The organism is Mesorhizobium sp., from assembly GCF_004962925.1.
Classification (GTDB): Bacteria; Pseudomonadota; Alphaproteobacteria; order Rhizobiales; family Rhizobiaceae; genus Mesorhizobium.
Genome location: NZ_SUEO01000009.1, coordinates 25,750 through 38,536 on the forward strand (window position 1 = coordinate 25,750; position 12,787 = coordinate 38,536).

The window sequence follows — 12,787 nt, forward strand, 5'->3', positions numbered from 1 at the left end:
GAAAAGGGCGAGCCAGCACAACGTCCCGGTCGCTGTCCAATCGATCCGGTGCACCGCAGCGTCGGTGATGACGAGGCCAAGGATGGCAAGCAGGCCAACCAGGAACTGCGCCAAGCCGAGCACCAGCAGTTCCTCGCGCGGCGCGCTTCTCCAGACGAGATATACACCGCCCGCACCGGCGAGGAAGATGGCGCTGTAGACCTGAGCGTGAAAGGCATCAATCGGCCATGGCCAGAAGCTGCTAAATGTCAGGGGCAACAGCAACAGGCCGACGCCGTAGAGCCCGAGGATCGCCGCTTCCACCGGCATGTAGCCGCGCCATGCGAGGTTTAAGATCACGCCTTTTGCAGAAGGACGGCCCCTGGCCCGCCACAGGAACAGCCCGGATACCGCGACCGAAGCAAGATAGACCAAAAACCAGAGCCAGGGTGCTTTGCGCTCGAAGTTGAAATAGCCGAGATTGATGAACGAAGCCGCCGACACGATGACGGTGAAGATGAAGGCCATGACGAGCACGAGCCTGCCGGGCGACCAGCGATTCCAGACCAGCAGCGCCACCATCACGACCATTTCTGCGGTGTAGAAGCCGCCGAGGAAGCGGGCATTGAACGGCGTGACGGCCCAAGGCAAGCGCGGCTTGACCAGCATAGGCGCGAAAAACAGGCCGGCGCCTACGATCAGGACGATGATGACCCCCACCGAGAAAAGGCGCAGGGCCGCGGGAAATGGCGGGTTGTCCGGTGTCGGCACGGGAGAAAGCCCCAAAGATGAATGCCCATGGACCCATCATAGTGCCGCTTGCGGCCGGTGAAAATCCGCCGAATGGAAATTGACCTGTCACCGAGCTTATCCATTCGAATGGCAGTACGGTCCGTTTCGACGTAAGATGGAGCGCTAGGACCGAAGACCGGTTCGGCCAACACGCCTCGGGGCCCATTTTCCGGAGCCTGCATGATGAACGAAGCTCAGGATCTGTTCTCGCTTCTGCGGCAATCGACCGATGTCGATCCACAGGCAATCGACGCGATTAGTCGAACCATCGCGGAGGGCAAGGACCGCGAACTTTGCCGCATCAATGTGCCAGCCTTCGCCAGCAAGCATGGCCTCGACGAGGAACGCGCCATAAGCGCCTTTCTTCATGCGGCACGGGTGGGCATCTTCGACATTTCCTGGAATGTTCTGTGCCCCGGCTGTGGCGGCGTGCTCGACACCAACGCCACGCTGAAGACCCTGCAGAAGGACGAATACACCTGCGCGCTGTGCTCCGAGGGCTATTCGCCGACCCTCGACGAGATGGTCGAGGTGACATTCACCGTCAGTCCCCGCGTGCGCAGGATTGCCGCCCACAATCCACACGAACTGCCGTTGCTGGAATATTTCCGCCAGATCTACTGGGCGTCCGGCGTCGATCTGCCGGAAGAGGATTTCGCGAAAAAGATGGAAGCGTTCTCGCTGGAGGATATCGAGCTTGCGCCCGGTGAAAAGGCGGTTCTGCCCATACAGCTTCCGTCCGAATTCGTTATCGTCTTCGAGCCGGTCACCCATTCAGTGCAGTTCATCGACGGGAAGGGCGAACCAACAAAGGAGCGCCGAAGCCTCTCTTTGATCTTCGACCGCGACCATGTCCAGAACCAGACGCTGGAGATGCAGCCCGGCCCGTTGCGCATTTCGCTGGAGAACAGGACCGACGCCCGCGTGCTGCCGACCGTCTTCATCGCCGGCCAGGAATTGCATGATTTCCTGGGCAAACGCCGGCCCTTCCTGACCGCCAAGCGCCTGCTCACCAACCAGACTTTTCGCGATCTCTATCGCACGGATACGCTCGACATCAACCAGCGCCTGAAGATCACCAGCCTGACCTTCCTGTTCACCGACCTGCGCGGATCGACCGAGCTTTACGAGCGGGTGGGCGATCTTTCAGCCTTCGATCTCGTGCGCGAGCATTTCCAGGTTCTGCATGAGATCGTCGCGGCGGAGGCAGGCGCGGTGGTGAAGACGATCGGTGATGCGGTGATGGCGACCTTCGCGACGCCTGATCGTGCGATTGCTGCGGCCCTCAGGATGCGCGATGCCATGCGTGAACTCAACGACAAGAGCGGGCGCGAGGATCTGCTGCTCAAGATCGGTGTCCATGCCGGCCCCTGCATCGCCGTGTCGATGAACGAGCGGCAGGACTATTTCGGCCAGACGGTCAACATTGCTTCACGGGTCCAGAACCTTGCCAACGCACAGGCGATCTTCGCCACGCGTGCGGTGGTCGACGACAATCTCACCGCCGAACTGCTGCACAGGAACGCGCTGACGCCCGTGGCTCACGAGGTCTCGCTGCGCGGCATTGAGCGAGAGATTGCAGTCTATACGATCCCCTGAAGATTTCTCCGCCCCTTACACGCGCCTGCAGAGGAAATAACGATCGGCGGGCTCCGAAGTCGGCGGCGGGAGGCGTTGCAGCAGCGGGTGATCGAGCGGCGTGCCACTGACCGCGAAGCCGCCGACGCGAAGCAGGCGCGCAATCAGATCGGGAAGCCAGGTAGCGGTCACTGCATCGCGATCGTCATAGCCGGTGCCGATGTCGGCATGAACAAGAGCGGCGTCGATGCCAATGAACTTGCGGGCCGTCTCGCGTATTTCGCCGAGCACGAGGTTTTCAGCTTCGGGAATTGAGCTGGCGTGTGCGCCAACTTCGCGGTCGAACACCACGATCCGGCGCCCGGGCAGGCGCTCGCGCAGATGGTGGAACGTCCGGCCATTGCCGAGGCCGAGCTCGAGCACAAGCCCCTCCATCTTCGCCACCTCGGGGCAGATTTGATTGAGAATGTCGCGCTGTGCGGTCATCCTGCTGATGAAATTATCGAGGCGACTCATATGCGATTTTATGTCCTGAACCAGCAGCCCCGATCGAGGCTTGCCGCATATAGAGGCGAACGACAAACCCTGCAATAACCCAACCGGCCGCCGACAAGCGTCATACCGGGTGGAGTCGTCGGCAGGCCGCGCGGCGGAACAGCGATCTCACTTGTAGGGGTCCGCGGCGTCCCGCAAGCCGTCGCCGAGGAAGTTGAACGCCATGATGACGAGAATGACGGGGAGCATCGGCAAAAGCAGCCATGGATAGAAAGCGATGACGCTGACGCTGCGCGCCTCGGTGAGCAGGATGCCCCAGCTGGTTATCGGGGCTCTCAGGCCGAGCCCGAGGAAGCTCAGCGCCGTCTCGCCCAGGATCATGCCGGGTATGGAGATCGTCGCCGTCGCGATCAGATGCGACATGAAGCCGGGAATGAGATGCCGCCCGATGATGCGGCTGCTTCTGGCGCCCATCAATTGCGCGGCCAGAACATAATCCTCCTCGCGCAACGCTAGAAGCTTTGAACGCACGGCCCGCGCCAGTCCGGTCCAGTCGAGCAGCCCGAGGATGACGGTGATGCCGAAATAGATCAGGATCGGACTCCAGGTTATCGGCATGATCGCCGCCAGAGCCAGCCATAGCGGAATGCTGGGGATCGATTGCAGAACTTCGATTATCCGTTGAACGATCAGGTCGAAGATACCGCCGTGATAGCCGGCCAGTCCGCCGATGACGATGCCGAGCAGGAAGCTGAAGCTGATGCCGACGAGGCCGATTGTCAGTGAAATGCGTGCGCCATAGATGATGCGCGAGAGCACATCGCGCCCCAGCCTGTCAGTGCCGGCCAGAAAGAGCTGGCCGTTTTCGGCAGGGCAGACAAAATGCCTGTCACCTTCGATCAGGCCCCAGAACTGGTAACTGTCGCCCTTGCAGAAGAAACGGATCCGCTGAACATCATCCTGTTGCTCGATGTAGTTCCGCTTGAGCGTGTCCATATCCAGCATCATCTTGCGGCCATAGACGAACGGACCAACGAGCTGGCCGTTGTGGAACAGGTGCACCTGCTGCGGCGGCGAATAGATGTAGTCCATGTTGCGCGTGTGCAGATTGTAGGGCGCCAGGAATTCGCAGATCAGTATCCCGAAATAAAGCGCTGCCAGGAATATGCCGGATATAACGGCAAGCCGGTGCTCCCGGAATTTCCACCACATCAGCCGCAACTGCGACGCCTGAAAGACCTTCGACTGCTCCGGCGTCATCGTCTCGACCGACTGCAGGTCAAACGGCGCGGTGGAAACGTAGTGTTGCAGCGGAGCACCCGGAGCGGGCAGGGGCGAATGTGTGCTCATTTGGTGCTGCCGCCCTGCAAACGAATTCGTGGATCAAGCAGCGCCAGCGCCAGGTCGGAAATCAGGACACCGATGACCGTCAGGAAGGCGAGGAACATGAGGAACGAGCCTGCCAGATACATGTCCTGGCTTTGCAGCGCCTTGATCAGCATCGGCCCGGTCGTTTCCAGAGACAGCACGATCGCCGTGATTTCGGCGCCGGAGATGATGGCCGGCAGGATAGAGCCGATGTCGGAAATGAAGAAATTGAGCGCCATGCGCAGCGGATATTTGACCAGCGCCTTGAACGGATGAAGTCCTTTGGCGCGCGCGGTCACGACATATTGCTTGTGTAGCTCGTCGAGAAGATTGGCGCGCAGCCGCCGGATCATGCTTGCCGTGCCCCCGGTGCCGATGATCAAGACCGGAATCCAGAGATGGGCGAGGATCGACTTCGCCTTGGCCCAGCTCATCGGCTCGCCGAGATATTGCTGGTCCATGAGATGGCCGATGGATGTGCCGAACCAGATGTTGGCGAAATACATCAGGATCAGCGCCAGCATGAAGTTCGGAATGGCAAGGCCGAGAAGGCCGAAGAAAGTCAGGCCGTAGTCGCCCCAGCTGTATTGACGCGTGGCGGAGTACATGCCGATCGGAAAGGCGATGAGCCAGGTGAAGATGATCGTGACGAAGGAAACCAGCACCGTCAGCCACATTCGGTCCCCGACGACGTCGCGAACCGGCAGCTCATATTCGAAGGAATAGCCGAAATCGCCGTGTAGCATCCCGCCGACCCAGTAGAAGTAGCGAATGACCGGCGGCTGGTCGAAACCATATTCTTTGCGCATCATCTCGATGCGATCGGAATCCACCGCTTCGCCCTGAGCCCGAAGCTCGGCAACATAGCTGTCGAAATAGTCGCCTGGTGGAAGTTCGATGATCGTGAACACCAGTGCCGATATGACCAGCAGCGTTGGAACCATCACGGCGATGCGCCAGACAAAATATCGAAGCACGCTCAGGAGTCTCCTAGCCAGAATGTATCCGGCATGTAGACACCGAGATAGGCGGTCGGGTCGTAGCCGTAGAGCGCCTTGTCAGGCAGATTGCGCAACCGCGAGGACACCAGAACCGGCTGATGCGTTCCGTTCACGGTGCCAATCGAAAACACCTGATCGGTGTAGATCGACAGCATCGAGGTCCAGATTTCGGCGCGCTCCGTGGTTTCGGTCGATGCGTTCCAGCGCTTGAGTAAAGCCATCAACTCGACCACAGGTGGAAGATCGGGTGCCTCACCCATCTTGCCGTGAGATAAGTAGTGAGCCCCCCAGAGCGGCCATTGCAGCTGGTCGTCGATGGTGGGGGCCAGCTGGTACGGGTTCATGTCGGCGGTCGGCACGCCATTGTCGATGCCCGACCACATCGACATCATGATCTGGCCGCCAAGCGCGCGGCTGCGGAAGATATCGCGCTGCGAAGTCCGGATGAACAGGGCGATCCCGATCTTGCGCCAGTGATCGGTGATGAGTTCGAGTGCGTCTGTTTCCAGCGTGCTTTCGCCGGCCGTCTCCACTATGATCTGCGCAGGGCGTCCATCGGGAAGTATCCGCAGGCCGTCATCGTCACGCGTCTGAAGCCCGACCTCGTCAAGCAGGGCATTGGCCTGGTCGGGATCATGGGCAACCCAGGCTTTCGCGAATTCCGGCCGGTAGAGCGGGCTCTCCGGCAGGACCGTATCGGCACTTTCCTGCGCCAATCCGTAGAACACGGCCAAATTAATCTCGCGCCTATCCACAGCAAGCGAAAGGGCGCGGCGCACGCGCACGTCACGAAGAAGGCCACGCCACACCTGGTCGGAACAATTCAGATTGGGCAGCAGCGCCAGCCGCGAACCCTGTGTGCGCTTCCAGAGATGCATCTTCACCGGGTAGCGCTTCTCCGCGTCCTTAAGGAAGGAGTAATCGCTGAAGTCAATTCCCATGCATTGCAGGTCGCTCTCGCCCGCACCGGTCTTGGCGGGGATGATCGCCGACGAGCTGACATTCATGACGATCCGGTCAACATAGGGCAGTTGCCGGCCATTCTCGTCTATTCGATGAAAGAACGGGTTGCGCTCGAAGACGAATTGCTCGGCCGGCGGTTTGGTCCGGTTCTGCCAGGGATCGAGCGTCGGCAGTTCCGGGTTCTCCGGGCGATACTGCCGCGACATGCGGATATGCAGGAGCGTCCATTTCTTGGCCCGGTTCTCCTTCATCAGGCCGGCGAGCCGGAATGGATCCTGATATTTCTTGTGGAACTGCTTGAGATAGGCGGCCGGCAGAACAAGCGATAGCGGCGAAGCAGCAGCGAGCTTGGGGAGGAAGTCGGGATTGGGCGCATCCCAACTATAGCGGACCGTCGACGGATCGACGATCTCGAAGCGTGCCGGCTTGCCGTCCGCCAGCAGGGCCGGGGCGAGCCCGCCTTGCGAAAGCTCATCGTTCAGCCAGACATCTTCCCAGCAATAGCGAAAATCCTCCGGCGTCAGCAGGCTACCGTCAGACCATTTATGCCCTTCCCGAATCTTGAAAGTGAAGACGCGATCATCCGCTACGTCGAAACTTTCGAGAATGTCGGCTTGCAAGTTAAGCTTTTCGTCATAGCCGACCAGGCGAGCATACCCGTAGATCGTCATCATCCGGATATCTTTCTGGCTGCCGATGATCGTGCGCAGCGTGCCGCCATACTGGCCGGGCTGCCGGCCCATCGCGGCGAGGTTCAACGCGCGCGGGCTCTTGGGCAGGCGTTCGGCGAGTGCCGGCAGCGCCCTGGCCTTCAGCCGCGGCTGAAGAAATTCCGGCTCCAGATCGCCGGCGCGCGACGTGCCCGGCAGAAATGCCGAAGCCATGAGTCCAAGGACGGTGCGCCGGCTGATCAATGGCGTAACTCGCTGACATCGGCCGTACGCCGGGCCAGCACGAGGTGGCCGCCGCCAAGGTCGAGCGGCGACAGCATACCCTCGTCGCCTTCGTCGCGGAATTGCGGTCCCCATGCGCTGGTGTCGGAAGCGCCGCCGAGCTTCAGCGTCTTGAAATCCATCGGCCTGTCGAGATCGGGGAAAGGTACTGCGGCGACCAGTGAGCGCGTGTAGGGGTGGACCGGTTTCCTAAGCAGAATTTCGCGCGGCGCGAGCTCGACGATACGCCCGCCGCACATCACCGCGATGCGGTCTGCCATGTAGTCCACCACCGCCAGGTTGTGGGATATGAACAGGTAGGTCAGGCCCAGTTCCTTCTGCAGGTCCTTCAGAAGATTCAGGATCTGCGCCTGGACAGAGACATCGAGTGCCGAAACCGGCTCGTCGCAGATCAGGAGTTCAGGCCCCAGCGCCAGCGCGCGCGCGATGCCGATACGCTGACGCTGCCCGCCGGAGAAACTGTGCGGATAACGCTTGATGAAGCGCGGATCGAGCCCGATTGCCTGCATCAGGCTCTTGACCGTGGCGAGTCGGGACGCGGCATTGCCACGTTGATGGATTTCCAGCGGCTCGCTCAAGATGTTCTCCACCGTCATGCGAGGTGAAAGCGACGAAACCGGATCCTGGAAGACCATCTGGATTTTCGCGCGCAGCATGCGCAGGGCGTCTCCCTCGGCTTCCAAGACGTCGATCGGACCATCGCGGCCGTTGAAGATCACAGAGCCGCCGCTAGGGGTGACAGCCCGCATGAGGATCTTGCTGACGGTGGTTTTGCCGCAGCCGCTTTCGCCGACAAGACCCAGGCACTCACCCCGCCTGATATCGAAGCTCACGCCGTCCACGGCGCGAACAGAGGCTTGATGATCTCCGCCGATCCATCCGGACTTGCGGATGGTGAAGGTCTTTGTCAGATCCCTGACCGACAGCAGGATGTCATCCGGCCCCTTCGATGCCGGCGCCGTCTGCTTGCCGAGCAGGTTCCCGACATTCACCGGCACCTCGCGGAGCGCCTTTAGCCTTTCGCCAGGCTTTAGGTCGAAATGCGGAACGGCTGCCATCAGGCCCTTCAGGTAAGGGTGGCCTGGCCGGCGGAATATCGCCTCCACAGGTCCCGCTTCCATGATCTCGCCATGGTACATGACGACCACCTCGTCGGCGACATTGGCGACCACACCAAGGTCGTGCGTGATCAGCAGCATCGCCATGTTCAGCTTCGTCTGAAGCTCGCGCAGCAATTGCAGGATTTGCGCCTGGATGGTGACGTCCAACGCCGTCGTCGGCTCGTCGGCGATCAACAGGGCGGGCCGGCAGATAAGCGCCATGGCGATCATGGCGCGTTGACGCAATCCTCCCGAAAGTTCAAAGGGATACATGTCATAGGCGCGCTTGGGGTTGGGAAAGCCGACAAGGCCGAGCATTTTCTCGGTCCGCGCCTTGCGCTCCACCCGAGCCATGGGCGTATGAATCTGCAGGGATTCGCTGACCTGATTGCCGATCGTGTGCAGCGGCGACAGTGATGTCATCGGCTCCTGAAAGATCTTGCCGATGCGGCTGCCTCTCAACGCCCGGATTTCGGGTCCGTCACGCGGCATCTGCAGGATATCCTGCGTCGTGCCGGGCTTTTCAGGATCGGAAAACAGGATACGGCCGCGAACATGGGCTGTGTTCGGCAAAATGCCCATCACTGCCTGGCTGAGAACCGATTTTCCGGAACCGGACTCGCCCACAAGCGCGGTAACCTTGCCGGGCAGGACGCGAAGATTTGCACGCCTGACGGCATGCAAGGGTCCCCCGATAATGGCAAAAGAGATGCCAACATCCTCGATCCGCAGCAGATCAACACCCGAATTCATTCTCACACCAGCCCCACTCTGGCGGCCTGCCAGACGGCAGGCCCAGAAACCGAGACTAGCGTATTGCCAGCCTAGAGCAACTTGGATTCGAAACGGTCGCCAGTTCCCTGGCGGAACCGGCGACCGGACTGCATACCAAGGCGTTCGGATCAGATCGTGGCGGTTACTGGAGCTTCCTCGGGTCGGCCGCCGACAGCCGCGCGGCATCGCGATGAAGCAGCATGACCTGCTCGGCGTCCGATATTCGGTCGTAAATCGGCTCCAGCGCACTGTCTTCATCGAGCGCGAGAGCACCCGACAGATCGGGTGAAAGCACCGTCAGCTTCTGCTTGATGCCCGCCAGTTCCTCCTTGCCGAGCGTCAGCCAGCTGTTGGCGCCGCAATAGCTGGCGAAGTCTTTGCTGGCGAGAACGCTGTGCGGATGTTTCTTGGTCAGGGTCTGGAGGCGCTGGACCTCGTTTACAGCCGAGCCGAAGACAGAGAATGTGAGCCGGTCTGTAAGCCCGACATTGCCGAACATCACATTGCCGACATGCAGGCCGATACCAAAGTTTATGTCGCCTAACCCCTGCTCCTTTCTGCGCAGATTGAGATCCATCATGCGCGCGCTGGCTTTGTGCGCTGCCGCAAGAGCAGCCTGGCAGGCGATCTCGGACTGCGAGCGGTGCCTTTCGCAAGGGTAGACGGCAATGAAGCCATCACCTATGAAACTCATGATCTGCCCGCCCTGGCGATTGAAAGGTGCAGCAACGGCGTCGAAAAACTGATTCAGCGTATCGATATAGACTTCGCGGCCGGAGGTTTCGGCAAGTCTCGACGACCCGCGCATATCGGCCATGACCAGTGCCGCCCGGATTGTATCACCCTCGCCGCGCTTGATCTGGCCGTCGAGCACGCGCCTGCCGGCGTCGCCGCCGAGATAAGTGGTCATCATGTTGTCGGCGAGCTTGGTGAGCACCGCCATCTTGGTTGCGATAGCGAGATGGTTCTGGATGCGCAGCAGCGCCGAAATCATGCTGTCGCTGAAGCCTGCAGCACTGTCGGTGGACCAAGACCCCAGCATGCCCTGACTGGTGTTGCCGCTGAAGGGATGCACGAAAGCCATGTAATCGGTGACGCCCATAAGCCTGAGGTCATCGAAAACAGGAAACTCTGACCGCACCGACGGGTCGAGCCGGCGCCGCAGATGGTCGAGCTTGTTACTGAGCAGATGGTAGTATGGGCTGGTCAGGAATCTGTCAGAATGAACGCCGTTCTCCTTGCGGAAGCCTTCCACTTCCAGGCCCTGGCCGCGGAGCCAGGTGAAGCCAAGCGCGTCATAAAGCGGATGAAGCATCGAAAAGCTCAAATGCACCCGCTTCAACGGCAGGCCGGCAGCAGCCAGCCGTTCACAAAAGCCCTTTACCAATGTTTCCAGGTCGTCGCCCGCCAGCGCCGATTGGGTCAGCCAATCGGCAACCTTATCCATGAGGATGGCAGAAATTTCTGCTTGCGCTGTGCTCATGCTATCTCGAAATCTCCTTGATCTGCCACACCCTCGAAGTCAATGAAGCCGGCTTCGCCGGCAAAAGCCGGCAAAGAATTTCCCGAATGACTGTCCTTGCAGGCAAGGAGCGGGCGTAATTGCATCTATCTCCTGGGGCATTATGTGGCGAGGCTGCCGCCGAGTGCAACCACGATCCTGACATCGGGCAAAAAATTCGCCGGCTCGGACGCCGTCAGGCCTTCACCACCGTCTCTCGGGCTAGCCCGAGGCGGCCAAAAACATTGCGTGTGTCGACGATCAGAAGAGCGTGATCAGCGATCGCCTGATAGTCGATCGCGTCGTGGTCGGTTGCAACGACGACAGCGTCGAAATCCTTCAAGGCGGCCTCGGTCAATTCGACAGAGCGACGCCCCTTGATCGTCATATGCTCCCGTGTGGTCGGGATTTCGGTAACATGCGGATCGTGGAATTCCGCCTTGCCGCCCCATTCCTCGATGAGTTCAATGAGCCGCAATGAGGGGCTTTCGCGGATGTCGGGCACATTCTTCTTATAGGCGAGCCCGATGATGAGAATGCGCGAGCGGCTGAGCGCTTTGCCGCAGCGCCGGTCCAGCGCCTTCGCCAGTTCATCGACCACATGACGCGGCATAGCCGTGTTGATCTCTGCCGCCAGCTCGATGAAGCGGGTCGGCAGTTCGTATTCGCGCGCCTTCCACGTCAGGTAGAAGGGATCGATCGGAACGCAGTGCCCGCCAAGTCCAGGGCCAGGATAGAAAGGCATGTAGCCGAAGGGCTTGGTCTTTGCCGCCTCGATCACCTCCCAGATGTCGATGCCCATCGCACCGAGCACGACCTTCAACTCGTTGACGAGGGCTATGTTGACCGAGCGGAAGATGTTTTCCGTCAGCTTGACCGCCTCGGCGGTCGCGGTGGTGGAAACCGGAACGACGGTCTTGACCACACCTTGGTAGAAAGCCTGAACGAGCGTCGCCGCTTCAATGCCGTCACCTGCCACGACCTTGGGGATCGTCGCGACTTCAAAGCTGCGGTTGCCGGGATCCTCGCGTTCGGGCGAGAAGCCGAGGAAGAAGTCTATCTTCGACTGCAAGCCGGTTTTTTCCAGTATGGGCTTGATCACGTCGTCGGTGGTGCCAGGATAGGTGGTCGATTCCAGCACGATCAACTGGCCGAGACGTAAACGCTTCGCGATGGTGCCTGCCGTGTTCCTGACAAAGGAGAGGTCCGGCTCTCGGTGTTTCGTCAGCGGTGTCGGAACGCAGATGATGATGACATCGCAGACAGCCAGTTCGGCAAAATCCGCAGTGGCGCGGAACCGTCCGCTCGCCACCTCGCTGGCAAGGGCTGTCGACGTCACCGCCTCAATATAGGATTGGCTGTTGTTCAGGCTCTCGACCTTCTGGGCTTCGACGTCGAAGCCGGCAACCGGGAAGCCGGCGCGTGCGATCGCAACCGCCAGCGGCAACCCGACATAGCCCAGTCCGATCACGCCGACTTGCGCGGCACGCGTCGAAATCCGGTTCAGAAGACGGTCATATGTCGATCGTGAGGCGTCCAAAAATCTGCTTCCCGTCAATTCGGACAGGCTGTCCGCGCCCATGGCGAGGCGCACCATGGTCCCAAGAACCATGGCCGAGGCATATTGCGGAAAATCGGTTTCCGCAAGCCATCATCAGACCGGCACCTTCGCCTTCAGGCTTGCGGCAGCAATCGCATAGCCGCCGGCGGCGCCATCGATGAAATGAACGTGATCGCGCTGCAGCGGCGATGCGACGAGGCATGTCATCAAGGCCGATTTCTGGCGGTGCAGGCCATAGTTGCAGATGCCCGCCTCTTCCGCCTGTTTCAGCCGGTTCTCGATCCGTTGCAACACATCCGCGTCAACGTCGATGGTCATCTTCAAGCCGTCGTCGAACTTCCGGAAATCCGAATTGCTGGCCACCTCGCGTTTGTAGATCTTCGGATCGAAACTGCCGATCGTCCAGCCATATCTATCCGTAACAGCCGTAAGCGTCATCAGGAACACTACCCACAGCTTCGACAGCCACCGCCATCCTGCCGGTGCCATGGCCCGCGCCTCGATATCGAGACCGGCGGGCAGAAAACTGTAGCTCGGCCCGTTCACCGGCACCGGGTGGCCATCGCGTTCCTGCCTGCCGGCAAGGGCGATGATGTCGGAAGCCAGAAACTGAAAACCGCGCAGGTCGCGCGACGCCCCCGGTACGGCTATGATCGAGACGATTTCTCCATGCCGGGCTTCGATCGGGTTCCAGCGGCAGGAGAGGCCGGTCAGATCCGGCC

At 60.4% G+C, this 12,787-nt stretch carries 10 protein-coding genes; 1 reads left to right on the forward strand and 9 read right to left on the reverse strand.

Annotated features, from left to right (window positions below):
• Positions 1–750 (reverse strand): hypothetical protein (locus E5W87_RS04025; protein ID WP_292394268.1); only part of this gene is annotated, 750 nt, incomplete at its 3' end.
• Between the two features lie 204 nt (positions 751–954).
• On the opposite strand from E5W87_RS04025, the gene E5W87_RS04030 reads away from it, so the two are divergent.
• Complete coding sequence (locus E5W87_RS04030; RefSeq protein WP_292394325.1) at positions 955–2,370, forward strand: adenylate/guanylate cyclase domain-containing protein; 1,416 nt, start codon at positions 955–957, stop codon at positions 2,368–2,370.
• 15 nt (positions 2,371–2,385) lie between these two features.
• Here the strand turns inward: E5W87_RS04030 and E5W87_RS04035 are convergent, their stop codons facing one another.
• From E5W87_RS04035 to E5W87_RS04070, 8 genes are all read right to left on the reverse strand, one after another.
• Positions 2,386–2,865 (reverse strand): class I SAM-dependent methyltransferase, encoded by a 480-nt coding sequence (locus E5W87_RS04035; RefSeq protein ID WP_095483615.1) that lies wholly within the window; start codon positions 2,863–2,865, stop codon positions 2,386–2,388.
• 147 nt (positions 2,866–3,012) lie between these two features.
• Positions 3,013–4,194, reverse strand: coding sequence for an ABC transporter permease (locus tag E5W87_RS04040; protein WP_292394270.1), 1,182 nt, complete (start codon positions 4,192–4,194; stop codon positions 3,013–3,015).
• A complete protein-coding gene (locus E5W87_RS04045) occupies positions 4,191–5,189 on the reverse strand; it encodes an ABC transporter permease (RefSeq protein ID WP_292394272.1) in 999 nt (332 codons plus the stop codon). The genes E5W87_RS04040 and E5W87_RS04045 overlap by 4 nt, the downstream gene beginning before the upstream one ends.
• Positions 5,190–5,191: 2 nt before the next feature.
• Entirely contained in the window at positions 5,192–7,090 is a 1,899-nt protein-coding gene (locus E5W87_RS04050; protein WP_292394274.1) for an ABC transporter substrate-binding protein, read from the reverse strand.
• The gene (locus E5W87_RS04055) at positions 7,087–8,982 is read right to left on the reverse strand and encodes an ABC transporter ATP-binding protein (RefSeq protein WP_292394276.1); all 1,896 of its coding nucleotides are present in this window, start codon (positions 8,980–8,982) and stop codon (positions 7,087–7,089) included. Before E5W87_RS04055 ends, E5W87_RS04050 begins: the two co-directional genes overlap by 4 nt.
• A 163-nt stretch (positions 8,983–9,145) precedes the next feature.
• On the reverse strand, positions 9,146–10,486 hold the full coding sequence (locus E5W87_RS04060) for an adenylate/guanylate cyclase domain-containing protein (protein ID WP_292394277.1): 1,341 nt from the start codon (positions 10,484–10,486) through the stop codon (positions 9,146–9,148).
• 214 nt (positions 10,487–10,700) lie between these two features.
• Positions 10,701–12,086, reverse strand: coding sequence for a nucleotide sugar dehydrogenase (locus E5W87_RS04065; protein WP_367118792.1), 1,386 nt, complete (start codon positions 12,084–12,086; stop codon positions 10,701–10,703).
• Between the two features lie 72 nt (positions 12,087–12,158).
• A partial coding sequence (locus E5W87_RS04070) for a DUF3095 family protein (protein WP_292394279.1) occupies positions 12,159–12,787 on the reverse strand: 629 nt, incomplete at its 5' end.

Coding starts and splice junctions, on each gene's coding strand:
- E5W87_RS04035 (WP_095483615.1), bottom strand. CDS start 2,865: ATGAGTCGCCTCGATAATTTCATCAGCAGGATGACCGCACAGCGCGAC.
- E5W87_RS04030 (WP_292394325.1), top strand. CDS start 955: ATGAACGAAGCTCAGGATCTGTTCTCGCTTCTGCGGCAATCGACCGAT.
- E5W87_RS04040 (WP_292394270.1), bottom strand. CDS start 4,194: ATGAGCACACATTCGCCCCTGCCCGCTCCGGGTGCTCCGCTGCAACAC.
- E5W87_RS04065 (WP_367118792.1), bottom strand. CDS start 12,086: ATGGGCGCGGACAGCCTGTCCGAATTGACGGGAAGCAGATTTTTGGAC.
- E5W87_RS04060 (WP_292394277.1), bottom strand. CDS start 10,486: ATGAGCACAGCGCAAGCAGAAATTTCTGCCATCCTCATGGATAAGGTT.
- E5W87_RS04055 (WP_292394276.1), bottom strand. CDS start 8,982: ATGAATTCGGGTGTTGATCTGCTGCGGATCGAGGATGTTGGCATCTCT.